The 24,765-nt window shown below is 56.7% G+C and carries 17 protein-coding genes, 1 pseudogene and 1 riboswitch; of the genes and pseudogenes, 14 read left to right on the top strand and 4 right to left on the bottom strand.

Features of this window, described 5'->3' with window-relative positions; translation table 11 throughout:
- Positions 1 to 198 precede the first annotated feature (198 nt).
- The 10 genes and pseudogenes from ACQG1K_RS14480 to yegS all read left to right on the top strand — a co-directional run bounded on the left by ACQG1K_RS14480 (position 199) and on the right by yegS (position 15,732).
- Complete coding sequence (locus ACQG1K_RS14480) at positions 199 to 1,401, top strand: MdtA/MuxA family multidrug efflux RND transporter periplasmic adaptor subunit (protein ID WP_032623941.1); 1,203 nt, start codon at positions 199 to 201, stop codon at positions 1,399 to 1,401.
- Entirely contained in the window at positions 1,401 to 4,523 is a 3,123-nt protein-coding gene (locus ACQG1K_RS14485) for an MdtB/MuxB family multidrug efflux RND transporter permease subunit (RefSeq protein WP_367076005.1), read from the top strand. Before ACQG1K_RS14480 ends, ACQG1K_RS14485 begins: the two co-directional genes overlap by 1 nt.
- Positions 4,524 to 7,601: a multidrug efflux RND transporter permease subunit MdtC gene (mdtC, locus tag ACQG1K_RS14490; protein ID WP_367076007.1), complete on the top strand. Its 3,078-nt coding sequence runs from the start codon at positions 4,524 to 4,526 to the stop codon at positions 7,599 to 7,601. It begins immediately after the preceding gene.
- Positions 7,602 to 9,017, top strand: a complete 1,416-nt coding sequence (locus ACQG1K_RS14495) for an MFS transporter (protein WP_045621313.1) — start codon at positions 7,602 to 7,604, stop codon at positions 9,015 to 9,017. It begins immediately after the preceding gene.
- Positions 9,014 to 10,417: a two-component system sensor histidine kinase BaeS gene (baeS, locus tag ACQG1K_RS14500; protein WP_023306582.1), complete on the top strand. Its 1,404-nt coding sequence runs from the start codon at positions 9,014 to 9,016 to the stop codon at positions 10,415 to 10,417. The genes ACQG1K_RS14495 and baeS overlap by 4 nt, the downstream gene beginning before the upstream one ends.
- The gene (gene baeR / locus ACQG1K_RS14505; protein ID WP_015572364.1) at positions 10,414 to 11,136 is read left to right on the top strand and encodes a two-component system response regulator BaeR; all 723 of its coding nucleotides are present in this window, start codon (positions 10,414 to 10,416) and stop codon (positions 11,134 to 11,136) included. Before baeS ends, baeR begins: the two co-directional genes overlap by 4 nt.
- 176 nt (positions 11,137 to 11,312) lie before the next feature.
- On the top strand, positions 11,313 to 12,674 hold the full coding sequence (yegQ, locus tag ACQG1K_RS14510) for a tRNA 5-hydroxyuridine modification protein YegQ (protein ID WP_367076010.1): 1,362 nt from the start codon (positions 11,313 to 11,315) through the stop codon (positions 12,672 to 12,674).
- A gap of 409 nt (positions 12,675 to 13,083) precedes the next feature.
- Positions 13,084 to 14,049 (top strand): annotated as a pseudogene (locus ACQG1K_RS14515) (hypothetical protein).
- 7 nt (positions 14,050 to 14,056) lie between these two features.
- A complete protein-coding gene (locus ACQG1K_RS14520) occupies positions 14,057 to 14,662 on the top strand; it encodes a hypothetical protein (protein ID WP_023306583.1) in 606 nt (201 codons plus the stop codon).
- Between the two features lie 170 nt (positions 14,663 to 14,832).
- The gene (gene yegS / locus ACQG1K_RS14525; RefSeq protein WP_367076014.1) at positions 14,833 to 15,732 is read left to right on the top strand and encodes a lipid kinase YegS; all 900 of its coding nucleotides are present in this window, start codon (positions 14,833 to 14,835) and stop codon (positions 15,730 to 15,732) included.
- An 88-nt stretch (positions 15,733 to 15,820) separates the two neighbouring features.
- On the opposite strand, the gene fbaB is transcribed toward yegS, so the two are convergent.
- Positions 15,821 to 16,873 carry a class I fructose-bisphosphate aldolase gene (fbaB, locus tag ACQG1K_RS14530; protein WP_022648654.1) on the bottom strand — a complete coding sequence of 351 codons (1,053 nt, stop codon included), beginning with the start codon at positions 16,871 to 16,873 and terminating at the stop codon, positions 15,821 to 15,823.
- A gap of 248 nt (positions 16,874 to 17,121) precedes the next feature.
- Between fbaB and ACQG1K_RS14535 the strand changes: the two genes are divergently transcribed.
- The 3 genes from ACQG1K_RS14535 to ACQG1K_RS14545 are packed head-to-tail and all read left to right on the top strand — an operon-like array spanning position 17,122 to position 20,350.
- The gene (locus ACQG1K_RS14535; protein ID WP_022648655.1) at positions 17,122 to 18,399 is read left to right on the top strand and encodes a nucleoside permease; all 1,278 of its coding nucleotides are present in this window, start codon (positions 17,122 to 17,124) and stop codon (positions 18,397 to 18,399) included.
- Positions 18,396 to 19,400: an ADP-ribosylglycohydrolase family protein gene (locus ACQG1K_RS14540; protein ID WP_367076016.1), complete on the top strand. Its 1,005-nt coding sequence runs from the start codon at positions 18,396 to 18,398 to the stop codon at positions 19,398 to 19,400. Before ACQG1K_RS14535 ends, ACQG1K_RS14540 begins: the two co-directional genes overlap by 4 nt.
- Positions 19,397 to 20,350 (top strand): PfkB family carbohydrate kinase, encoded by a 954-nt coding sequence (locus ACQG1K_RS14545; protein WP_023306586.1) that lies wholly within the window; start codon positions 19,397 to 19,399, stop codon positions 20,348 to 20,350. Before ACQG1K_RS14540 ends, ACQG1K_RS14545 begins: the two co-directional genes overlap by 4 nt.
- Here ACQG1K_RS14545 and ACQG1K_RS14550 read toward each other — a convergent pair.
- The 3 genes from ACQG1K_RS14550 to thiM are packed head-to-tail and all read right to left on the bottom strand — an operon-like array spanning position 20,324 to position 22,679.
- Positions 20,324 to 21,070, bottom strand: a complete 747-nt coding sequence (locus ACQG1K_RS14550; protein WP_023300564.1) for a GntR family transcriptional regulator — start codon at positions 21,068 to 21,070, stop codon at positions 20,324 to 20,326. The genes ACQG1K_RS14545 and ACQG1K_RS14550 overlap by 27 nt on opposite strands.
- 41 nt (positions 21,071 to 21,111) lie before the next feature.
- A complete protein-coding gene (thiD, locus tag ACQG1K_RS14555; RefSeq protein WP_023300565.1) occupies positions 21,112 to 21,912 on the bottom strand; it encodes a bifunctional hydroxymethylpyrimidine kinase/phosphomethylpyrimidine kinase in 801 nt (266 codons plus the stop codon).
- A complete protein-coding gene (gene thiM / locus ACQG1K_RS14560; protein ID WP_063147717.1) occupies positions 21,909 to 22,679 on the bottom strand; it encodes a hydroxyethylthiazole kinase in 771 nt (256 codons plus the stop codon). Before thiM ends, thiD begins: the two co-directional genes overlap by 4 nt.
- A gap of 35 nt (positions 22,680 to 22,714) precedes the next feature.
- Positions 22,715 to 22,811: riboswitch (TPP riboswitch) on the bottom strand.
- Positions 22,812 to 23,492: 681 nt separating this feature from the next.
- Here thiM and ACQG1K_RS14565 point away from each other — a divergent pair.
- Positions 23,493 to 24,740, top strand: coding sequence for a YadA C-terminal domain-containing protein (locus ACQG1K_RS14565; protein WP_367076019.1), 1,248 nt, complete (start codon positions 23,493 to 23,495; stop codon positions 24,738 to 24,740).
- Positions 24,741 to 24,765: the final 25 nt, after the last annotated feature.

Raw genomic sequence — 24,765 nt, forward strand, 5'->3', positions numbered from 1 at the left:
GGTGGCGGCTTCGCCTTACCCGGCCTACGGTTCGAGGATCTTGTAGGCCGGGTAAGGCGAAGCCGCCACCCGGCGAAACAACGCACCACACTCAGACCATTCCTGACAGTCTTCCATATTTCCTCCATTTTTCCGCTGTGTTACCTGACTAAACTAGTATCATTCCCCGAAAGTGTTTCAGGACGAGAACGTATAACGATGAAAGGCAGTAACAAATCCCGCTGGGCAATCGCCGTTGGTCTGATTGTGGTGGTCCTGGCCGCCGCCTGGTACTGGCACAGCCAGTCCGCGAACTCCACGGCACCTGCTGGCGCCAATAGCCCCTCACAACGTCCAACGGGCGGCGGGCGCCACGGTATGCGCGGCGCGGCGCTGGCACCGGTGCAGGCGGCAACGGCGGTGAATAAAGCGGTGCCTCGTTATCTCTCCGGGCTGGGAACCATCACCGCCGCCAACACCGTGACGGTACGTAGCCGCGTGGATGGTCAGCTGATGGCCATCCACTTCCAGGAAGGCCAGCAGGTGAAAGCCGGCGATCTGCTGGCGGAAATCGACCCAAGCCAGTTTAAGGTGGCCCTGGCGCAGGCGCAGGGGCAGCTCGCGAAAGACAAAGCCACCCTCGCCAATGCCCGCCGCGATTTAGCCCGCTATCAGCAGCTGGTAAAAACCAACCTCGTGTCGCGCCAGGAGCTGGATACCCAGCAGTCTCTGGTCAGTGAATCTCAGGGCACCATCAAGGCCGACGAAGCCGCGGTCGCCAGCGCCCAGCTCCAGCTCGACTGGAGCCGGATCACCGCGCCGATTGACGGCCGCGTGGGCCTGAAACAGGTTGATATCGGCAACCAAATCTCCAGCGGAGATACCACGGGCATCGTGGTGATCACCCAAACGCACCCTATCGATCTCGTCTTTACCCTGCCGGAAAGCGACATTGCGACGGTGATACAGGCGCAGAAGGCCGGAAAAGCGCTGGTGGTTGAAGCCTGGGATCGCACCAACAAGCAGAAGCTGAGCGAAGGTTCGCTGTTGAGCCTGGATAACCAGATCGATACCACCACCGGCACCATCAAGCTTAAAGCACGCTTCAACAATCAGGACGATGCCCTGTTCCCGAATCAGTTCGTCAATGCGCGAATGCTGGTCGCGACAGAAGAAAACGCCGTGGTGATCCCGACGGCGGCCCTGCAAATGGGCAGTGAAGGCAACTTTGTCTGGGTGCTGAACAGCGAAAACAAGGTCAGCAAACATCTGGTGAAAACCGGGATCCAGGACAGTCAGACGGTGGTGATCAGTGCCGGGCTGTCCGCTGGCGACCGCGTCGTGACCGACGGTATTGACCGTCTGACCGAAGGGGCGCAGGTCGAGGTGGTGGAAGCGCAGAATACAGGAGCAAAAGCCTGATGCAGGTGATGCCGCCGAGCTCTACAGGTGGGCCATCACGCCTGTTTATCTTACGTCCGGTTGCGACGACCCTGTTGATGGTGGCGATCCTGCTGGCCGGGATCATTGGCTACCGTTTTCTGCCCGTGTCGGCGCTGCCGGAAGTGGACTACCCGACCATTCAGGTTGTCACCCTCTATCCGGGCGCCAGTCCGGATGTGGTGACGTCCGCCATCACCGCCCCGCTGGAGCGTCAGTTTGGCCAGATGTCTGGCCTGAAGCAGATGTCCTCCCAGAGCTCCGGCGGCGCCTCGGTCGTCACGCTTCAGTTCCAGCTCACGCTGTCGCTGGACGTCGCCGAGCAGGAGGTGCAGGCCGCGATTAACGCCGCCACTAACCTGCTGCCGTCTGACCTGCCGAATCCACCGGCTTATAGCAAGGTCAACCCGGCAGACCCGCCGATCATGACGCTTGCCGTCACCTCCTCCGCCATGCCGATGACGCAGGTGGAAGACATGGTCGAAACCCGCGTGGCGCAGAAGATTTCGCAGGTGACCGGCGTGGGACTGGTGACGCTGGCGGGCGGTCAACGCCCCGCTGTGCGCGTTAAGCTCAATGCCCAGGCCATTGCCGCGCTGGGGTTAACCAGCGAAACCATTCGCACCGCCATCAGCAGCGCCAACGTTAACTCAGCGAAGGGCTCGCTGGACGGCCCAACCCGTGCGGTCACGCTCTCTGCCAACGACCAGATGCAGTCCGCCGATGAGTACCGTCAGCTGGTTGTGGCCTATCAAAACGGCGCGCCGATCCGCCTCGGCGACGTGGCAACCGTCGAACAAGGCGCGGAAAACAGCTGGCTCGGGGCGTGGGCCAATAAGCAGCAGGCGATTGTCATGAACGTTCAGCGCCAGCCGGGCGCGAACATTATTGATACCGCCGACAGCATTCGCACCATGCTGCCGCAGCTGGTGGAAAGCCTGCCAAAATCGGTGAGCGTGAAAGTGCTTTCTGACCGCACCACGAATATTCGCGCCTCGGTGTCAGACACCCAGTTCGAGCTGATGCTGGCGATTGCGCTGGTGGTGATGATCATCTACCTGTTCCTGCGCAACGTTCCGGCAACCATCATTCCCGCCGTCGCCGTGCCGCTCTCGCTGGTCGGGACGTTTGCGGTGATGGTGTTCCTCGACTTTTCGATTAATAACCTGACGCTGATGGCGCTCACCATCGCCACCGGGTTCGTGGTGGACGATGCCATCGTGGTCATCGAGAACATCTCGCGCTATATCGAAAAAGGTGAAAAGCCCTTAGCCGCCGCGCTGAAGGGCGCAGGAGAAATTGGCTTTACCATCATCTCGCTCACCTTCTCGCTTATTGCGGTGCTGATCCCGCTGCTGTTTATGGGCGATATCGTCGGGCGGCTGTTCCGCGAGTTTGCCGTGACGCTGGCGGTCGCCATTCTGATCTCTGCCGTGGTGTCGCTGACGCTAACGCCGATGATGTGCGCCCGCATGCTGAGCCACGAATCTTTGCGCAAGCAAAACCGCTTCTCGCGCGCTTCCGAGCGGATGTTCGAGCGCATTATCGCCGCCTACGGCCGCGTGCTGGCGAAAGTCCTGAATCATCCCTGGGCGACGCTCGGCGTGGCGCTCGGCACCCTGGCGCTCAGCGTGATGCTGTGGATTTTCATTCCGAAAGGCTTCTTCCCGATTCAGGACAACGGCATTATTCAGGGCACGCTTCAGGCGCCGCAGACGGTCTCCTTCGCCAACATGGCGCAGCGCCAGCAGCAGGTGTCTGAGATCATCATGAAAGATCCGGCGGTGGAAAGCCTGACTGCCTACGTGGGCGTGGACGGCACCAACCCGTCGCTCAACAGCGCGCGCCTGCAAATTAACCTTAAACCGCTCGATGACCGCGACGATCGCGTCAACGCGGTAATTGAGCGACTGCAAAGCGCGGTGGCGCGCGTGCCGGGCATTGAGCTGTATCTGCAACCGATCCAGGATTTAACCATTGATACGCAGGTGAGCCGCACGCAGTACCAGTTTACGCTCCAGGCCACCTCGCTTGATGCACTCAGCACCTGGGTGCCGCAGCTGGTGGATAAGCTGAAAGCACTGCCGCAGGTTTCTGACGTCAGCAGCGACTGGCAGGATAAAGGGCTGGCGGCGTACGTGAACGTCAACCGCGACACTGCCAGCCGTCTGGGCATTACCATGTCCGACGTGGATAACGCCCTGTATAACGCCTTTGGTCAGCGACTGATCTCCACCATTTACACCCAGGCCAACCAGTATCGCGTGGTGCTGGAACATAACACCGAGAACACGCCCGGGCTTGCCGCGCTGGACTCGATACGCCTGACCAGCAAAGACGGCGGGATTGTGCCGCTCAGCGCCATTGCCAGCGTGGAAGAGCGCCACACCCCACTGTCGATTAACCATCTCGATCAGTTCCCGTTCACCACCATTTCGTTCAACGTGCCGGACGGGTATTCCCTGGGCGAAGCGGTGGAGGCCATTCTGGGCGCGGAGAAAGAACTCAGCTTCCCGTCCGATATTCAGACCCAGTTCCAGGGCAGTACGCTGGCGTTCCAGGCCGCGCTGGGCAGCACCGTCTGGCTGATTGTCGCGGCGGTGGTGGCGATGTATATCGTGCTTGGCGTGCTGTATGAGAGTTTCATCCACCCGATCACCATCCTCTCCACCCTGCCGACGGCGGGCGTGGGGGCGCTGCTGGCGCTGATGCTGGCGGGGAGCGAACTGGACGTGATTGCGATAATTGGCATCATCCTGCTTATCGGCATCGTGAAGAAAAACGCCATCATGATGATCGACTTTGCGCTGGCCGCCGAGCGCGAGCAGGGTATGGCGCCGCGCGAGGCCATTTACCAGGCCTGTCTGCTGCGTTTTCGCCCGATCCTGATGACCACCCTCGCCGCCCTGTTGGGCGCCCTGCCGCTGATGCTAAGCACCGGCGTGGGGGCCGAACTGCGCCGTCCGCTGGGCATCGGCATGGTCGGCGGTCTGCTGGTGAGCCAGGTGCTGACACTGTTTACCACGCCGGTTATCTACCTGCTGTTTGACCGTCTGGCCCTGTGGACAAAAAGCCGCTTCCCGAAACGTGAAGAGGAGGCGTAAGTGAAGTTTTTCGCCCTCTTCATTTACCGTCCGGTGGCGACGATTTTACTCTCCGTCGCTATCACCCTGTGCGGCGTGCTCGGCTTCCGGCTGCTGCCGGTGGCCCCGCTGCCGCAGGTCGATTTCCCGGTGATCATGGTCAGCGCCTCGCTGCCGGGCGCATCGCCGGAAACCATGGCCTCATCGGTGGCGACGCCGCTTGAGCGATCGCTTGGGCGGATTGCCGGGGTTAACGAGATGACCTCCAGCAGTTCGCTGGGCAGCACGCGCATCATTCTGGAATTTAACTTCGACCGGGATATTAACGGTGCGGCGCGTGACGTGCAGGCCGCGATTAACGCCGCCCAAAGCCTGCTGCCGAGCGGCATGCCGAGCCGTCCAACCTACCGCAAGGCCAACCCGTCCGATGCGCCGATCATGATCCTGACGCTTACGTCAGAGACCTACTCCCAGGGCGAGCTGTACGATTTTGCCTCCACCCAGCTGGCGCAAACCATCGCCCAGATTGACGGCGTGGGCGACGTGGATGTCGGCGGCAGCTCCTTGCCCGCCGTGCGCGTGGGGCTGAATCCGCAGGCGCTGTTTAATCAGGGCGTGTCGCTTGACGACGTGCGATCCGCTATCAGCAACGCCAACGTGCGTAAGCCGCAGGGTGCGATTGAGGACAGCAGCCACCGCTGGCAGATCCAGACCAACGACGAGCTGAAAACCGCCGCCGAGTATCAGCCGTTGATTATTCACTACAATAACGGCGCGGCGGTGCGCCTGAGCGACGTCGCCAGCGTCACCGATTCGGTGCAGGACGTGCGTAACGCCGGGATGACCAATGCCAAACCGGCGATTTTGCTGATGATCCGCAAGCTGCCGGAAGCCAACATCATTCAGACGGTGAACAGCATCCGCGCGCGGCTGCCGGAGCTTCAGGAAACCATTCCGGCGGCCATCGATCTCCAGATTGCGCAGGACCGCTCCCCCACCATCCGCGCCTCGCTTGAAGAGGTAGAGCAAACGCTGATCATCTCCGTCGCGCTGGTAATTCTGGTGGTGTTCCTGTTCCTGCGCTCGGGGCGCGCCACGCTGATCCCGGCGGTAGCGGTCCCGGTATCGCTGATAGGCACCTTTGCCGCCATGTACCTGTGCGGGTTTAGCCTTAACAACCTGTCGCTGATGGCGCTGACGATTGCCACCGGGTTTGTGGTGGATGATGCCATCGTGGTGCTGGAGAATATCTCGCGTCATCTGGAAGCGGGCATGAAGCCGCTCCAGGCGGCGCTTCAGGGGACGCGCGAAGTGGGCTTCACGGTCCTGTCCATGAGCCTGTCGCTGGTGGCGGTGTTCCTGCCGCTGCTGCTGATGGGCGGCCTGCCGGGGCGACTGCTGCGCGAATTTGCCGTCACGCTCTCCGTCGCCATTGGTATCTCACTGGTGATTTCACTGACGCTAACGCCGATGATGTGCGGCTGGATGCTAAAGCGCAGCCAACCACACTCACAGCCGCGCATGAAAGGCTTTGGCCACGTCCTGATGGCGATGCAGTCCGGCTACGGCAAATCGCTGAAATGGGTGCTGAACCACACGCGTATTGTCGGGCTGGTGCTTATCGCCACCATCGGGCTCAACGTCTGGATGTATATCACCATCCCGAAAACCTTCTTCCCGGAGCAGGATACCGGCGTGCTGATGGGCGGTATTCAGGCAGACCAGAGCATTTCGTTCCAGGCAATGCGCGGCAAGCTTCAGGACTTTATGAAAATCATCCGGGAAGATCCGGCCGTAGACAACGTTACCGGCTTTACCGGCGGCTCGCGCGTTAACAGCGGGATGATGTTTATTACCCTTAAGCCGCGCGGTGAACGTCACGAAACGGCGCAGCAGATCATTGATCGCTTGCGGGTGAAGCTCGCCAAAGAGCCGGGGGCGAACCTGTTTTTGATGGCCGTTCAGGATATCCGCGTCGGCGGACGACAGGCTAACGCCAGCTATCAGTACACCCTGCTCTCGGATGACTTAGCCGCCCTGCGCGAGTGGGAGCCGAAGATCCGTAAAGCGCTGGCCGCGCTGCCGCAGCTGGCGGACGTGAACTCCGACAGCCAGAACAACGGCGCGGAGATGGCGCTCACCTACGATCGTGAAACTATGGCCCGCCTGGGCATTAACGTGGAGGCGGCCAACAGCCTGCTTAACAACGCCTTCGGGCAGCGTGAAGTCTCCACCATCTATCAGCCGATGAACCAGTACAAGGTGGTAATGGAAGTTGATCCGCGCTACACCCAGGACATCAGCGCGCTGGACAAGATGTTTGTGATCAATGATGACGGCAAGGCGATCCCGCTGTCGTACTTCGCCAGCTGGCAGCCGTCGAACGCGCCGCTGTCGGTGAACCACCAGGGGCTTTCCGCCGCCTCGACCGTCTCGTTTAACCTGCCAACCGGCTCGTCGCTGTCTGAGGCCAGCGATGCCATTAACCGCGCCATGACCCAGCTTGGGGTGCCCTCCTCCGTGCGCGGCAGCTTTGCCGGTACGGCGCAGGTGTTCCAGGACACCATGAACTCGCAGGTCATTTTGATCCTGGCGGCCATTGCCACGGTGTACATCGTGCTGGGCGTGCTGTACGAAAGCTACGTGCATCCGTTGACCATTCTCTCCACGCTTCCCTCTGCGGGCGTGGGGGCGCTGCTGGCGCTGGAGCTGTTCGGTGCTCCATTCAGCCTCATCGCGCTCATTGGGATCATGCTATTAATAGGTATTGTGAAGAAAAACGCGATAATGATGGTCGACTTTGCCCTGGACGCCCAGCGCAACGGCAACCTGACGCCGGACGAGGCGATATTCCAGGCCTGTCTGCTGCGTTTTCGCCCGATCATGATGACTACGCTGGCCGCGCTGTTCGGCGCACTGCCGCTGGTCATATCCGGCGGTGACGGCTCTGAACTGCGCCAGCCGCTGGGGATCACGATCGTTGGCGGCCTGGTGATGAGCCAGCTGCTGACGCTCTACACCACGCCGGTAGTCTATCTGTTCTTTGACCGCCTGCGGCTGCGTTTTTCGCGAAAAAAGAGAACCACGGTGACCGAGTAAATGACCGACCTACCCAGTAACGTTCGCTGGCAATTGTGGATCGTCGCGTTCGGCTTCTTTATGCAGTCGCTGGACACGACCATCGTGAACACAGCCCTCCCCTCAATGGCGAAAAGCCTGGGGGAGAGCCCGCTGCACATGCATATGGTGATTGTCGCCTACGTGCTGACGGTCGCCGTGATGCTGCCCGCCAGCGGCTGGCTGGCGGATAAAGTCGGCGTGCGAAACATCTTTTTCACCGCCATTGTGCTGTTTACCACCGGCTCGCTGTTTTGCGCCCAGGCCAATACCCTTGACCAGCTGGTGATGGCGCGCGTGCTACAGGGCGTCGGCGGCGCGATGATGGTGCCCGTCGGGCGGTTAACGGTGATGAAAATTGTTCCGCGCGCGCAGTATATGGCGGCGATGACCTTCGTCACCCTGCCCGGTCAGGTCGGCCCGCTGCTGGGCCCGGCGCTGGGCGGTATTCTGGTGGAGTATGCCTCCTGGCACTGGATCTTCCTGATCAACCTGCCGGTCGGTATTATCGGCGCGATTGCCACCCTGACACTGATGCCGAACTATAAAATGCAGACCCGGCGCTTTGATTTCTTTGGCTTCATCCTGCTGGCAGCTGGCATGGCGACGCTCACCCTGGCGCTCGACGGGCAAAAAGGGCTGGGGATCTCCTCCCTGTCGCTCGCCCTGCTGGTAGCGCTGGGTGTCACCGCCATTCTCTGGTATCTGTGGCATGCCAGAGGCAACGCTAACGCGCTGTTTAGCCTGAACCTGTTCAAGAATCCCACCTACCGTCTTGGTCTGTTCGGCAGCTTTGCCGGACGCATCGGCAGCGGCATGTTGCCGTTTATGACGCCGGTATTTTTACAGATTGGGATGGGCTTCTCGCCGTTCCATGCCGGGCTGATGATGATCCCGATGGTGCTCGGCAGCATGGGGATGAAGCGTATTGTGGTGCAGGTGGTAAACCGCTTTGGCTATCGCCGGGTGCTGGTGGCCGCCACGCTCGGGCTGGCGCTGGTTAGTCTGCTGTTTATGGCCGTGGCGCTGCTGGGCTGGTACTACATCCTGCCGCTGGTGCTGTTCTGCCAGGGGATCATCAACTCCATGCGCTTCTCGTCGATGAACACCCTGACGCTGAAAGATCTGCCGGACGAACTGGCGAGCAGTGGTAACAGCCTGCTGTCGATGATCATGCAGCTCTCTATGAGCGTGGGGGTCACGGTCGCCGGATTGCTGCTCGGCATGTACGGTCAGCACCATCTCAGCGCCGACACCCCCGTCGCGCATCAGGTCTTTTTATACACCTACCTCAGCATGGCGGTAATTATCGCCCTGCCCGCTTTTATCTTTGCCAGAGTACCGAATGACACGACCAAAAACGTTGTGATCCGACGCGGCAAAAGGAGTGCACCATGAAATTCTGGCGTCCGGGGATCACCGGTAAGCTTTTTGTGGCGATTTTCGCCACCTGTATCGTCCTGCTGATTACCATGCACTGGGCGGTGCGTGTCAGCTTTGAGCGCGGCTTTATTGACTACATTAAGCACGGTAACGAACAGCGTTTACAGGGCTTAAGCGACGCGCTGGGGGAACAGTATAGCCTGCACGGTAACTGGCGTTTTCTGCGCAATAACGATCGTTTTATATTTCAAATTCTGCGCTCGCTGGAGCACGATAATGACGACGACCGTCCGGGGCCGGGCATGCCGCCGCACGGCTGGCGCACCCAGTTCTGGGTGATCGATCAGGAGATGCACGTGCTCGTTGGCCCGCGCTCGCCGGTACCGCCGGACGGTACAAAGCGCGCCATCACCTCCAACGGCGCCACGGTGGGCTGGGTTATTGCCTCGCCGGTCGAGCGGCTGACGCGCAACACCGACATCAACTTTGATCGCCAGCAGCGCCAGACCAGCTGGCTGATTGTCGCGCTTTCTACCCTGCTTGCGGCGCTCGCCACCTTCCCGCTGGCGCGTGGCCTGCTGGCGCCGGTAAAACGCCTGGTGGAAGGCACGCATAAGCTGGCGGCGGGTGATTTCTCGACCCGCGTGGACACCCGCAGTCAGGATGAACTGGGCAAGCTGGCGCAGGACTTCAACCAGCTCGCCAGCACGCTGGAGAAAAACCAGCAGATGCGCCGCGACTTTATGGCCGACATTTCGCACGAGCTGCGCACCCCACTGGCGGTGCTGCGCGGCGAGCTGGAGGCGATTCAGGACGGCTTGCGGCAGTTCACCCCCGAATCCGTGGCCTCGCTACAGGCGGAAGTCGGCACGCTGACCAAGCTGGTGGACGATCTGCATCAGCTTTCCATGTCCGATGAAGGCGCCCTGGCCTACCAGAAAGCACCGATCGACGTGATCAATATCCTTGAAGTTGTGACCGGCGCGTTCCGCGAACGCTTCGCCAGCCGTGACCTGAAAATCAACCTCTCGCTGCCTGACAGCGCGGTGGTATTCGGCGACAGAGATCGCCTGATGCAGCTGTTCAATAATCTGCTGGAGAACAGCCTCCGCTACACCGACGGCGGCGGCGGGTTGCATATCTCCGGCAAGCAGGAGAACGGGCGCTTTGCCCTGACCTTTGCGGACTCCGCCCCTGGCGTGAAGGATGCGCAGCTGGAAAAACTGTTCGAGCGCTTCTATCGCACCGAAGGTTCACGCAACCGCGCCAGCGGCGGCTCCGGCCTTGGCCTGGCGATTTGCGTTAATATTGTGGAGGCCCACGGCGGCACCATCCGCGCCGCCCATTCGCCTTTTGGCGGGGTTAGCATTACAGTAGAGTTACCTCTGGAACGGGATTTATCGAGGGAAGCATGACCGAGTTACCGATTGACGACAACACACCGCGTATTTTGATCGTGGAAGACGAGCCTAAACTTGGGCAACTGCTGATCGACTATTTGCGCGCTGCGAGTTACGCGCCAACGCTTATCAGCCACGGCGACCAGGTGCTGCCCTACGTGCGCCAGACGCCGCCGGATCTGATCCTGCTGGATCTGATGCTGCCGGGTACCGACGGCCTAACCCTGTGCCGCGAAATTCGTCGTTTCTCCGATGTGCCCATCGTGATGGTGACGGCCAAAATCGAAGAGATCGACCGTCTGCTGGGGCTCGAAATCGGCGCTGACGATTACATCTGCAAGCCTTACAGCCCGCGGGAGGTGGTCGCTCGCGTGAAAACCATCCTCCGCCGCTGCAAGCCGCAGCGTGAATTGCAGGTGCTGGATGCACAAAGCCCGCTGATAGTCGACGAAAGCCGCTTCCAGGCGAGCTGGCGCAGCAAACTATTGGATCTCACCCCCGCGGAGTTCCGCCTGCTGAAAACCCTCTCCCACGAGCCGGGAAAAGTGTTTTCCCGCGAGCAGCTGCTCAACCATCTGTATGACGATTACCGCGTGGTGACCGACCGCACCATCGACAGCCACATCAAAAACCTGCGCCGCAAGCTGGAGGCGCTGGACGCCGACCAGTCGTTTATTCGCGCGGTGTACGGCGTGGGGTATCGCTGGGAAGCGGATGCGTGCAGGATTGCCTGACAACATTCTCCCCTCACCCTGCCCTCTCCCCAGGGGGGAGAGGGTTAGGGTAAGGGGTCCGGGCTTTACCTCCCCGCCCCGCAGCGCTACAATGCCCGCCCTTAAAGTGGGGGATCTCCCCTTACCGCTGCACCTGGTGCACGCGGATCTGACCTGTCATCAGAACGAGAACAAACATGTTTAAACCGGAACTCCTTTCCCCGGCGGGAACGCTGCAAAATATGCGTTACGCTTTCGCCTATGGTGCCGACGCCGTCTACGCGGGCCAGCCGCGCTATTCGCTGCGCGTGCGTAACAACGAATTCAACCATAAGAATCTTCAGCTCGGCATCAACGAAGCGCATGCCCTGGGCAAAAAATTCTACGTGGTGGTGAACATCGCGCCGCACAACGCCAAGCTGAAAACGTTCATTCGTGACCTGAAGCCGGTCGTGGAGATGGGGCCGGACGCGCTGATCATGTCGGACCCGGGTTTAATCATGCTGGTTCGGGAGAACTTCCCTGATATGGACATTCACCTCTCGGTGCAGGCTAACGCCGTCAACTGGGCAACGGTGAAATTCTGGAAGCAGATGGGGCTGACCCGCGTCATTCTGTCTCGCGAGCTGTCTCTCGAAGAGATCGAAGAGATCCGCACCCAGGTGCCGGATATGGAGATCGAAATCTTCGTTCACGGCGCGCTGTGCATGGCCTACTCCGGCCGCTGCCTGCTCTCTGGCTACATCAACAAGCGTGACCCGAACCAGGGCACCTGCACCAATGCCTGCCGCTGGGAATATAACGTTCAGGAAGGCAAAGAGGATGACATCGGTAACATCGTGCATAAACACGAGCCGATCCCGGTCACCAACGTTGAGCCAACGCTGGGTATCGGCGCGCCTACCGACAGCGTGTTTATGATCGAAGAAGCCAAACGTCCGGGTGAGTACATGACCGCCTTCGAAGACGAGCACGGCACCTATATCATGAACTCGAAGGATCTGCGCGCCATCGCGCACGTGGAGCGTTTAACCCAGATGGGCGTGCACTCCCTGAAAATCGAAGGCCGCACCAAGTCCTATTACTACTGCGCTCGTACCGCGCAGGTGTATCGCAAAGCCATCGACGATGCCGCCGCCGGTAAACCGTTCGACACCAGCCTGCTGGAAACGCTGGAAGGCCTGGCGCATCGCGGTTATACCGAGGGTTTCCTGCGTCGACATACCCACGACGACTACCAGAACTACGAGCATGGCTATTCGATTTCCGAGCGCCAGCAGTTTGTAGGCGACTTCACCGGCGAGCGTAAAGGCCCGCTGGCCGCCGTCGCCGTAAAAAACAAATTCACTAAAGGCGACAGCCTGGAGCTGATGACACCACAGGGCAACATGAACTTCCGCCTGGAGCATCTGGAAAACAAAAAAGGTGAGGCGATTGAGGTCGCACCTGGCGACGGCCATGTGGTCTGGCTGCCGGTTCCTGAAGAAGTAGAGCTGGAGTTTGCGCTGCTGATGCGCAATTTTGAAGGTGAAAATACCCGAAATCCGCACGGCAAATAGTCAATCAACGGGATTTTTTCACGCTGGGATAATTCTTAGAATCGGATCACATACCGCTTCGTTCAATACGGGTATTATCCCCCCGCTGAAAAACATAACCCATAAATGCTAGCTGTACCAGGAACCACCTCCTTAGCCTGCGTAATCTCCCTTACGCGGGCTTATTTTTTTGTTAACTCCTGAAATTTTTCCCCCTGATAAATATGGCGTTGCATTGACCCGGGAAAGGTTTGTGTCAGCATTAGGCGTATCATCTAAGCAAATCGAACGAACAAAGGAGCCTAATCACATTTTTTAATGGCTTTGAGAGGGATGAACACTATACGGAACATTCCTAATTTTAAGTGTTAACAGGACCTTTACTCTTGATTTATCAACAGTCAACGTTTCACACGGACGGAGAGATGAAGTGACATTTACAGGACAATTTTCAAAGGATCTTCCAGATTACGAACTCGCACGCAGTCTTGGTCTTGCCTCTGGCGGCGATATAAATTTCACAGCACTTGCAGGTCAACTGGACTGCAGCAGAAATTTTAGCCAGGCCGGGATTATCTACTCAGACGGTACACGTCAGTGGCTAGTACGGCCATCAAGAAGGATTGCGACACCAAACGAAAGCTCGGTTAGTCATGTAGTCATAACCAAAGTAAATGCCTCACAAGTTAACCCCGTTCACGCAACAACGGCTACGATTCAGTCCCCTTCCCTGGCGACTGAAATTGGTTCAACGGCAATTTCATGCGTAGCCGCAATTCTTACTGTTGTACTTGCGGCAGGGGCCGGTATGGCTATACCTCTCACTGCAGGGTCTTCCGGTGCTATAGCCGCTGTGATTTTAGCCGGTGGTGTAGCAACTGGAATTCAATATGCAAATGGGCTTGGCCGACTATCGTTGATTGCTATGAATCATGATGACTACGTTGCGTGGATGGACTCCCAGGAGTGGTATACAGCAACCAACACAGCCCTGGATGCGATTTCTCTTGCCGGGGCTGCTGCGGGTTTAAAAAGCGCTGCATTAACATATCGCCTTCTTAACCGTTCATCGTCTGAGAGTTTGCTCTCCTTATTACAAAAAATGAGCCGGGCCGACCGTACGCGATTAACAGAGGAGATTATTCGTATCCGCAATCCCGGCATCTCGAATTCAGGTGTAAAAGCGGCAATGAAGGCAGGCGTGTATCCCAAACGTTAACCGTCAGAAGCGTTGCAGTTGCTCTTACAGCGTGAGTTGCTGAATACCATTTCAAATTCTTTTGCCTTCGTTGGAAGTGCCATCTCAGGAAATATCAGAAATCCACAGAATGTTGCACAAACGGGTAAGTACATTTTTGGTTTAATTCAGTCTTTTTCATTTACAGGAAGTTATTGACCCGTCCATGATGAAATACATTAAAGATAGCCTTGCATTAAGTGCTTTGGTTAAAAGTAAAATGGCGACCGATGATCCCAACCAGCTTGAAACATTAAAAGAACAGTTAAAAGATCGGTTCGGCGTTCCTGTGGGCGTCCATATGACAGGAATTCCTTTGGCAGTGAGCACGTTACTGGCTATTTTTTGCTACGCCATGCTACAAGTGTCCCTCTGGTTGTTGCTGTTTCGCTGGCTCGGCTTACCCGAATTTAAGGTTATGATGGGAGTATTCATTGCAGCGATTGTGTATTGTCTGGTAGTGATGAGCACGATGTTTCTGACTACACGAGGTTCTTTACCTGGATATAAACTGCATATTTTCGTCATTACGCTGACAGGCATAATGAGCATCATTTATTTCATCTGGACGGGGATTTCGCTTTTATTCGGCCCTGTTGAGAACTACACACCGCAAATAACCTCTTTGCTGGGGCTGGGATGTTTCTTTTTGAACATTATGTGGATGAATTCATCGATTTTTTACCGCTCCATTGCGCTAACGCTACATAATCGGGTCTGGCGTAAGCAGCTCAAAATCGAGGCAAGGCCAATGTCACACCTCAAACGTTGACCACAATAGTCAATTGAGCGGCAGTAGTATGCACTGTAAGCGCTACGGGGTTCTTTAGTCGATTTCAAAGCCCTTACGCGGGCTTATTTTTTGCCTTTCATCCTGTTCTTACCCGCTTTTTCCCTCTCTGGGATACACTCTTTCTATAGCTAAAAAAGGGAGCAACCCGGATGGCAACCTATCCAGACAGTTTATTAATTCTTAACGGCAAGAGTGCAGGCAACGATCTGCTGCGCCAGGCGATTACCGAATTGCGTGAAGACGGAGCATGCATACACGTGCGGGTAACGTATGAAAAAGGCGATGCGGCGCGCTACATCGACGAGGGCATCAGGTTAGGTGTTCAGACCATCATTTCCGGCGGCGGCGACGGAACGATCAACGAGATCGCCGGTGCGCTCATTGACCTCAACGACGCAGCTCGCCCGGCGATGGGGATTTTACCGCTCGGTACCGCCAACGATTTTGCCACCAGCGCCGGTATTCCGGAGGATGTAGGCAAAGCGCTACAGCTGGCCATTCTCGGTAAGGCTACCGCCGTCGATATTGCTCAGGTGAATGAAAAAACCTGCTTTATCAATATGGCGACGGGCGGTTTCGGCACGCGCATTACCAGCGAAACGCCGGAAAAACTGAAGGCCGCGCTGGGCGGCGTTTCGTATCTCATCCATGGTCTGATGCGTATGGACACGCTCAGGCCCGACAGCTGTGAGATCCAAGGTGAAAACTTCCACTGGCAGGGCGACGCGCTGGTGATTGGTATCGGCAACGGGCGGCAGGCGGGGGGCGGTCAGCAGCTTTGCCCGGAAGCATTGATCAACGACGGTCAATTACAGCTGCGTATTTTTACCGGCGACGGGCTGCTGCCTGCGCTGTTTACGACGCTGACGCAGCCAGAGGAGAGCCCCAATATCATCGACGGGAAATCCGCGTGGTTTGAAGTGATCGCCCCACACGGCATGACCTTTAACCTCGATGGAGAGCCACTCAGCGGCGAGCGATTCCGCATTGAGGTGTTGCCCGGGGCGTTGCAGTGCCGGTTGCCGCCGGACTGTCAGCTTTTGCGCTGATGTGTTGCCGGGTGGCGGCCCTCTTCCCGTATGCACTGAACAGTCCCCTCTCCCCGTTGGGGAGAGGGCTAGGGTGAGGGGAAAAGACTTAAGCGATCGTGACCTTACTGTCCAGATAGACGTCCTGAACCGCGTTGATCAGCTTCACGCCGTCGGCCATAGATTTTTTGAACGCCTTACGGCCGAGGATCAGCCCCATGCCGCCCGCGCGTTTGTTAATCACCGCCGTGCGCACCGCGTCGGTCAGATCGGTTTCACCGCCTGCCGCACCGCCGGAGTTAATCAGCCCGGCGCGGCCCATATAGCAGTTCGCCAGCTGGTAGCGCACCAGATCGATCGGGTTGTCGCTGGTCAGCTTGCTGTAGACGCGGTCGTCGGTATAGCCAAAGTTCACCGCTTTATAGCCGCCGTTATTCTCGGCCATTTTCTGCTTCACGATGTCCGCGCCGATGGTCGCCGCAAGGTGGTTTGCCTGACCGGTCAGATCCGCAGACACGTGGTAATCCACACCGTCTTTTTTGAACGAGCCGTTACGCAGATAGGCCCACAGCACGGTTACCATGCCCAGCTCGTGGGCGCGCTCGAACGCCGCGGAGATCTCTTCTATCTGACGACGCGACTGTTCAGAACCGAAATAGATGGTTGCCCCGACCGCCACCGCACCCATATTGAACGCCTGCTCGACGCTGGCGTAGAGCGTCTGGTCGTATTCGGTTGGGTAGCTCAGGGTTTCGTTGTGGTTCAGCTTAACGAGGAACGGAATGCGGTGGGCATAGCGACGCGACACGGAGGCCAGCACGCCGTAGGTGGAGGCCACGCAGTTACAGCCTGCCTCAATTGCCAGCTCGACGATATTTTTCGGATCAAAATAGAGCGGGTTCGCGGCAAACGATGCCCCCGCAGAGTGTTCAACGCCCTGGTCAACGGGCAGAATAGAGAGGTACCCGGTTCCGCCCAGGCGGCCGGTATTATAAAGCGTCTGCATGTTTCGCAGTACGGCAGGAGGACGGTTGTTGTCGACCATGACGCGGTCTACGTAATCATGGCCAGGCAGATAAAGCTGGTCGGCTGGAATGGTCATACAACGATGCTGTAAAAGGCTGTCGGCGTCTTTGCCAAGCAGCTGCGCAATATCAGTCATAGTGATGCTCCCGTATGTCCGACATGATGTCGGAGCGTGTGATCCAAGCCCACGTTTTTGCAGGCAGACTAAGCCTGGTACTGACTTAACCTATTTTCCACCATTTGCAACTTTTTTAAGCACAATCTGCTGGCTCGTTTCATGTACAACATTTTTGTTACACTGATCAAACAATCGCCTTAAAGGTATTTAAAAGGTATTATCACATGGTATGTTACATGCGTACCTCTGACATGCAGGATTAAAAAATGAAAACGAAAGTCCAACTGTCATTCATGATGTTTGTTGAATGGTTTATCTGGGGCGCGTGGTTTGTGCCGCTGTGGCTGTGGCTGAGCAAGAGCGGGTTTACCGCCGGGGAAATTGGCTGGTCCTATGCCTGTACCGCTATTGCCGCGATCCTCTCTCCTATCCTGGTCGGCTCGCTGACCGACCGTTTCTTCGCCGCCCAGAAAGTGCTGGCCGTGCTGATGTTCGCTGGCGCGATTCTGATGTATTTCGCAGCACAGCAAACCCAGTTCAGCACCTTCTTCCCGCTGTTACTGGCCTACTCCCTGACCTATATGCCGACCATCGCGCTGACGAACAGCATCGCTTTTGCGAACGTCGATGACGTGGAGGCTGATTTCCCGCGCATCCGCGTGATGGGCACCATCGGCTGGATTGCATCCGGCCTGGCGTGCGGCTTCCTGCCGCAGATGATGGGCTATAGCGACATCTCTGACACCAATATCCCGCTGCTGATGACCGCTGCCAGCTCCCTTCTGCTCGGCGTCTTCGCACTTTTCCTGCCGAATACCCCGCCGAAGAGCACCGGCAAGCTGGATATCAAAGTGATGCTGGGGCTGGATGCGCTGATCCTGCTGCGCGATAAAAACTTCCTGGTGTTCTTCTTCTGCTCATTCCTGTTCGCCATGCCGCTGGCTTTCTACTACATCTTTGCCAACGGCTATCTCACCGAAGTGGGGATGAAAAACGCCACCGGCTGGATGACCCTCGGCCAGTTCTCTGAAATCTTCTTCATGCTCGCTCTGCCGTTCTTTACCAAACGCTTTGGTATTAAGAAGGTCTTGCTGCTGGGCCTGATCACCGCCGCCATTCGCTACGGCTTCTTTGTTTACGGCGGCGCCGAACAATACTTCACCTACGCCCTGCTGTTCCTCGGCATTCTGCTGCACGGCGTAAGCTATGACTTCTATTACGTCACCGCGTACATCTACGTGGATAAAAAAGCGCCCGTGCATATGCGCAACGCGGCGCAGGGCTTGATCACGCTGTGCTGTCAGGGCTTTGGTAGCCTGCTGGGTTACCGTCTCGGCGGCGTGATGATGGAAAAAATGTTCGCCTATAAAGAGCCGGTGAATGGGCTGACCTTCAACTGGGCCGGAATGTGGACGTTTGGTGCAATCATGATTGTAGTGATTGCCGTGCTGTTTATGCTGTTTTTCCGCGAATCGGATAAAGAGATCACCGCAATTGAGGTGGTTGATGGCGATACCGCGCTGACACGAGGGGAAGTTAAATGAAACAAGACCGTATTCTCGGTGCTCTTTACGGGCAGGCGTTAGGGGATGCGATGGGGATGCCGTCTGAACTGTGGCCGCGCAAGCGGGTGAAAGCGCACTTCGGCTGGATCGACCGTTTCTTACCCGGCCCGGCTGAGAATAATGCCGCCTGCTACTTTAATCAGGCCGAATTTACGGATGATACGTCGATGGCGCTGTGCCTGGCCGACGCGATTATCGAATGCGACGGGGAAATTAATCCTGACGTTATCGGTAAGCATATTCTGGACTGGGCGCTGGATTTTGACGCGTTCAATAAGAATGTGCTCGGCCCGACCTCCAAAATTGCCCTGAACGCCATCCGTGACGGCAAGCCGGTGAGCGAGCTGGAAAATAACGGCGTCACCAACGGGGCGGCGATGCGCGCCTCCCCGCTGGGATGCCTGCTACCGGCCACGCGTCTGGCACATTTTGTTGAACAGGTTGCGTTAGCCTCCAGCCCGACCCATAAATCGGATCTCGCCATCGCCGGTGCGGTGGTGATCGCGTGGGCGGTTTCACGCGCTATCGACGGCGAGCGCTGGCAGAACATCGCCGATGCCCTGCCGGGTATTGCCCGTGCGGCGCAGGAGGCGAACACCACCAACTTCAGCGCATCGCTTTCCGCTCGTATTGAGCTGGCCCTGAAAACCGTGCGCGAAGCCAACGGTACGGAGACCGCCAGCGAGCAGATCTATCAGCTTATTGGCGCGGGCACGAGCACACTGGAGTCCGTACCGGCGGCGATTGCGATGGTCGAACTTGCGGGCACCGATCCGAACCGCTGCGCGGTGTTATGCGCCAACCTGGGCGGTGATACTGACACTATCGGCGCGATGGCAACGGCCATCTGTGGCGCGCTGCACGGTGTACAGGCCATTGATCCGGCGCTTAAAAGCGAACTTGATGCCGTAAACCAGCTTGATTTCGGACGCTACTGCGAAAAACTGCTGCACTTCCGGGAGCAAAGGGAGGGTGTATGAGTGCTTTTGCCCGCCGTCTCGAAACCCTTCACGCTACGCGCCCCGTAACGGTGCTCGGCGCGGCGGTCATCGACGTGATTGCCGACGCCTACGCCCTGCCCTGGCGCGGGTGTGATATCGAGCTGAAACAACAGGGAGTGAATATTGGCGGCTGCGCGCTGAATATCGCCATCGCCCTCAAGCGGCTCGGCATTGCAGCGCAAAACGCGCTTCCCGTTGGCCACGGCGTGTGGGCCGATATTATCCGTAATGCCATGGCGAAGCAGGATCTGCACAGCGCCGTGGAAGCGGAAACGGGCGATAACGGCTGGTGCCTGGCGCTGGTGGAGCCTGACGGTGAACGGACCTTTATGTCGTTTAGCGGCGTGGAGAACCAGTGGCAGCAGCGCTGGCTGGACGGGTTAAGCGTGCCAGAGAAAAGCCTGATCTATTTGTCCGGCTACCAGCTGGCGTCGCCCAGCGGCGAGCTGCTGACGGCCTGGGTGGAACGTCTTCAGGATGTGACGCTCTTTATCGATTTCGGTCCGCGCATCGCGGATATTCCCGACCCGCTGATGGCGCGGATTATGGCCCGTAAACCGGTTGTCTCGCTCAATCGGCAGGAGGCGGAACTTGCCGCCGAATGGCTTGGCGTGAACGTGGAACAGCTCGGCACTCAGTGGCAGCAACGGTTTGGCGCTGCGCTAATCGTACGCCATGATAAAGACGGGGCGGTCTGGTACGACGGTGACGCTTCCGGACACGTTCCGGCGTTTCCTGCTACCGTGGTCGATACCATCGGCGCCGGTGACAGCCATGCGGGAGGTACCCTTGCCGGGCTGGCTGCGGGATGGTCACTGCCAGAGTCGGTGCAGCTTGGCAATGCCGTGGCCGCCTGGGTAGTCAGCCATCGCGGTGGAGACTGCGCCCCCACGCGCGAGGCCCTACTCCTCGCACACAAAGACGTATAGGTCGCTGCGGCAGTAGCTGATGCTGTACTCAATTGGCCGCTGCTGTTGATCGAGCGCGACTTGCTTGATCACCAGCACCGGTATCTTATCGTCCATCTTGATATGCGCCTGAAACTCGTTGTCCGGCATCCGGGCGCTGACGCGGGAACGGGTGCGCTGCGGAAAGATATTCTGGCTGCGGAAGTAATCATAAAGCGAGACGCCAATGTCGTCCGGGTTGGGAATTAATCCTACCGGTACCCAGGACTCCTCTATTGATACCGCATCGTCATCCACGTAACGGATGCGCTTAAGCAAAAACACATCGCTTTCCGGCGCAAGGGAAAGATGGCGGGCGATCTCTTCCGGGCACTTCACGATGCGTTTATTGACCCACAGGGTGTTGGGCGTTTTGCCACGCAGCACCACCTGCTGAGAAAAGCCGCGCGCCTCTTTCAGCGAATATTCAAAGATATTGTTGATTTGCGTCCCGTATCCACGCGCGCGGGTAACGACGCCAGCCTCTTCCAGCGCCTGCATGGCTTTACGCACCGTAATACGCGACACTCCGGCCAGCTGGCTCAGATCGCGCTCGCCGGGCAAAATATTACCGTGCGCGAGCACACCGCTGCGCACCGCGTTCTTGACCGTTTCGGCAAATTTCAGATACAGCGGCGTGTTGTCCGGTGCGGCAATTCGTTCCTTGAGTTGAGCAATTAACCGGGTATGCGCTTGTTCCATCTCTGTTTTTCTCTGGCATGAGTTTCATGCCAGTATACGGCTTACCACCATGCATGAAAATGGTGAACCGGACCAATACCGTGACCCACTTCCAGAGAATCGGCTTTTGCCAGCGCGCCCGAGAGCCAGACCTTTGCCTCCTGCACCGTATCCGCCCATGTGGCGTGACGAGGACGCAGCGCCGCCAGCGCCGCCGAGAGCGTACAGCCCGTGCCGTGGGTGTTTTTGGTCTGGACGCGTGGCGCGGTGAAACGTTGCGTGCCATCGTGGGTGAAAAGCCAGTCCGGGCTTTCTGCATCATCAAGATGGCCGCCTTTCATCAGCACCGCGCGACACCCCATCGCCAGCAGCGCATTCCCCTGCTCTTTCATCTCACGTTCGTTTTGCGCGTGTGGCGCATCCAGCAGCGCGGCGGCTTCAGGCAGGTTTGGCGTGATCAGCGCAACCTGCGGCAGCAGCTTTTTACGCAGGGTATCGACAGCCGAGGCGGAGAGCAGCGGATCGCCGCTTTTGGCCAGCATCACGGTATCAAGCACCACGTTTTTTATCTGGTAGTGTTTGAGACGTTCAGCGACCGCTTCAACAATGTCCGCCTCTGCCAGCATGCCGATCTTGGTGGTGTCGATACGTACGTCGCTGAATACCGAATCCAGCTGCGCGGCGACAAAATCCGGGTCAATGCGATACACCGACTGTACGCCGCGCGTGTTTTGCGCAACCAGCGCGGTGATAACCGAGCACCCGTATGCGCCGAGCGCAGAGAAGGTTTTCAGGTCTGCCTGGATCCCCGCTCCGCCGCTTGGATCGGTTCCCGCAATAGTCAGGGCATTAATGCGTGTCATACCTGTTCCTTCAGCGCGTAAAGCGCGTCCAGAAACGCGGAGACAAAGCTGCCGGGCCCCCGGCTTTGAGTCAGGGCAACTGACCCTGCGCGCTTCATAAAGCCGCAGGCTGCCGCCGCGTTATCAAGCCTGTCGCCAGGCAGCGAGCAGCAGGCGGCGACGACCGCCGAGAGCGCACAGCCAGTTCCTACCACGCGGGTCATCAGCGGGTCGCCCCCCGCGACCGTACGGGTTCGCTGGCCGTCGGTGATGTGATCCACTTCCCCTGTGACGACTACAACGGCGTGGGCCTGGCGGGCAAGCGCCTGCGCAGCGGTCAACGCGCTCGCTGCCGTATCGGTGGAATCGACCCCACGTCCGCCCGCACTCATTCCGGCAAGGGCGAGGATTTCGGAGGCGTTGCCACGAATGGCCGCAGGTTTAAGGGATAATATTTGCTGGCAAAAACGGGTGCGGAACGCCAGCGCGCCAACCGCGACGGGGTCCAGAACCCAGGGTGTGCCCGCGGCTACCGCGCTCTCAATAGCCCGACGCATCGACTGGGCGCGCGGCGCGGTGAGCGTGCCAACGTTGACGAGCAGGGCATCGGCAAGCGCGGCAAACTGTTCCGCTTCCTCGGCTTCGATCACCATTGCCGGGGAAGCACCGAGCGCGAGCAGAACGTTGGCGGTGAAGGTCTGCACGACATCGTTGGTCATACAGTGCGTGAGCGGGGAACGGGTTCGGAATTGATGTAAAACGTGTGAGTCGAGCAGGTCAGGCTGCATGGTTTCGCTCCTGCCGTGCGGAAAGAAGCGATGACCGGGTAGGCATCTGACTTCCCTACGCTGGCATTATCCAGATCAGGTAATACGGGTATTTCTCAGCCTTCACAAGGAAGGGCACCCCGAGTCAAATCATCTATAAAACAAAAGCTTAAACAATACTTTTTTATTTAGTGTACCCGTGGTTGAGCCTGCTGACAACCATTTTCCCTTTATCTCACTGCCTCAGAAGGTACAGACGGGTTCAGGTTACATAAAAATGAGAAATTCTATTGTTCGTTTTCCGGTATTATTTGTACTGAATAAATAACTAACATTGAATTCACATTACAAATATCTTTATTTAATGTCTACATTGGAAATCTTACGGAAGAATATCTTGCCCTTTATTTAAATACACCCACTCGATAATGTTTACTTTCAGCTTTAAAGGTTGTGATTTTCATTTGAAAACCCCCGTGTAAACCTTAATTTCCATCACTTAAATAAAAACCGCATAAGTGTTAAAATAAAATCTCATAAAAATCATAAGGTTAAATTAAGACAGTTCGCAAGCGCATCACAACAAATTGATTTTAAAGAAGAAACAATGCAAGAGCATTATTTCTCATCATTCTTATCATTAATAAGAAACATGATCAAAATCAATATTTCTCGCCGCGAAATATCTATAGTTTCGCTCCGTTACCAACATAAATATTAAATACAACTATAAAATTCGACACACTTAAACTTACCCATTCAGCTCTGCTTAAACAAACGTTAGCAATATCGCTAGCGTATATTTTATCTGCCAAACACTGTGAGTCATTTCAAATGAAACCTGTTAGACAAACCGTCATCGCTGTCGCTATTATCGGTGCTCTTTTTGCTGGTACAATGAACGTAGCTAAAGCTGCTGATGTAAATGTAACTCTTAACGATAATGTTACCAATTCAGGTACTTTTATTCAGGTTCAAGGGACTAACAACACCGCATATAACCTTGATAACATCAAGGCTAGCAACACTCAACAAGACGGACAAATCTATAATCTGCAAGGGGATGTTGAGAAGGCAAACATTGCTATCAATAATGCGCAAGATACTGCTAACACTGCTGTAAATAAAGCTGATGCTGCTCAAGCTGGTGTTAATGCTAATGCACAATTTAACTCTACTTTGAATCAGAAAGTAGATGACAACAAAGCTGATCAGACCTCCACCGACAACAAACAAAATATTTTGATTAATGACATTAAAAACAAAGCAGACACTGCTTTACAAGGTGTTGTTAACAATGGTTCCGATATTAAATCATTGCAAGATGAAAGCGCGTTACAAGGTTCTGTATTGATTAACCATGATCAACGGATCACCGCTTTAGAGAACCAAACACCACCTAAAGACGGTGTTAATGGTAAAGATGGTGTTGACGGTAAAGACGGGGCAACGGGTGCTACAGGCGCTGCAGGTGCTACAGGTGCGCAAGGTTTAAAAGGTGATACAGGCGCACAAGGTATAGCTGGGAAAGATGGTGCTCCAGGTGTTAAGGGTGAGAAAGGAGATAAAGGAGATTCCATCAAAGGTGATAAGGGCGACACTGGCGCTAAAGGTGATAAAGGGGATAAAGGGGATAAAGGGGATGCAGGTAAAGCTGGCTCTAACGGAATCACAACTACCATCACTAAGAAAGAAGTTGATACTAAAACTATCAATCTGGTTAAGTCACTCAATACCCAAACTACAGCACAAGCTAAAGATCTGAAAGCTGCTCAACAAGTGTTCGCACAAGCGCAAGCTAACACTAACTCTCAATTCAAGAGCCTGAAAGATGAAGTTGATAGCAATAAGAAAGAAGCCCGTTCAGGTGCTGCTAGCGCTGTAGCTATCGCCTCTATGCCTCAAGTAGAGAAAGAACAGGCTGTCATGTTCTCTGCTGGTGTAGGTAGCTTTAAAGACGAGCAAGCTGTTAGTGTGGGTGCATCCTTCCACGTTGGTAGCAACACCATCGTTAAAGCTGGCGTAAGCGATTCTACAAATAATGATCTTGCTATGGGCGCAGGCATCGGGATTGGCTTTTAAGAAAAACACGTAACTCGACTACATT

The organism is Enterobacter cloacae complex sp. 402C9 (assembly GCF_050030745.1).
Taxonomy (GTDB): Bacteria; Pseudomonadota; Gammaproteobacteria; order Enterobacterales; family Enterobacteriaceae; genus Enterobacter; species Enterobacter intestinihominis.

Bases quoted from the DNA above. Each gene is read 5' to 3' on its own strand.
- ACQG1K_RS14480 (WP_032623941.1), top strand. From the start codon at position 199: ATGAAAGGCAGTAACAAATCCCGCTGGGCAATCGCCGTTGGTCTGATT.
- baeS (WP_023306582.1), top strand. From the start codon at position 9,014: ATGAAATTCTGGCGTCCGGGGATCACCGGTAAGCTTTTTGTGGCGATT.
- baeR (WP_015572364.1), top strand. From the start codon at position 10,414: ATGACCGAGTTACCGATTGACGACAACACACCGCGTATTTTGATCGTG.
- ACQG1K_RS14565 (WP_367076019.1), top strand. From the start codon at position 23,493: ATGAAACCTGTTAGACAAACCGTCATCGCTGTCGCTATTATCGGTGCT.
- thiM (WP_063147717.1), bottom strand. From the start codon at position 22,679: ATGCAGCCTGACCTGCTCGACTCACACGTTTTACATCAATTCCGAACC.
- ACQG1K_RS14485 (WP_367076005.1), top strand. From the start codon at position 1,401: ATGCAGGTGATGCCGCCGAGCTCTACAGGTGGGCCATCACGCCTGTTT.
- ACQG1K_RS14520 (WP_023306583.1), top strand. From the start codon at position 14,057: ATGATGAAATACATTAAAGATAGCCTTGCATTAAGTGCTTTGGTTAAA.
- thiD (WP_023300565.1), bottom strand. From the start codon at position 21,912: ATGACACGCATTAATGCCCTGACTATTGCGGGAACCGATCCAAGCGGC.
- ACQG1K_RS14540 (WP_367076016.1), top strand. From the start codon at position 18,396: ATGAAACAAGACCGTATTCTCGGTGCTCTTTACGGGCAGGCGTTAGGG.
- ACQG1K_RS14550 (WP_023300564.1), bottom strand. From the start codon at position 21,070: ATGGAACAAGCGCATACCCGGTTAATTGCTCAACTCAAGGAACGAATT.
- ACQG1K_RS14495 (WP_045621313.1), top strand. From the start codon at position 7,602: ATGACCGACCTACCCAGTAACGTTCGCTGGCAATTGTGGATCGTCGCG.
- fbaB (WP_022648654.1), bottom strand. From the start codon at position 16,873: ATGACTGATATTGCGCAGCTGCTTGGCAAAGACGCCGACAGCCTTTTA.
- yegQ (WP_367076010.1), top strand. From the start codon at position 11,313: ATGTTTAAACCGGAACTCCTTTCCCCGGCGGGAACGCTGCAAAATATG.
- yegS (WP_367076014.1), top strand. From the start codon at position 14,833: ATGGCAACCTATCCAGACAGTTTATTAATTCTTAACGGCAAGAGTGCA.
- ACQG1K_RS14545 (WP_023306586.1), top strand. From the start codon at position 19,397: ATGAGTGCTTTTGCCCGCCGTCTCGAAACCCTTCACGCTACGCGCCCC.
- ACQG1K_RS14535 (WP_022648655.1), top strand. From the start codon at position 17,122: ATGAAAACGAAAGTCCAACTGTCATTCATGATGTTTGTTGAATGGTTT.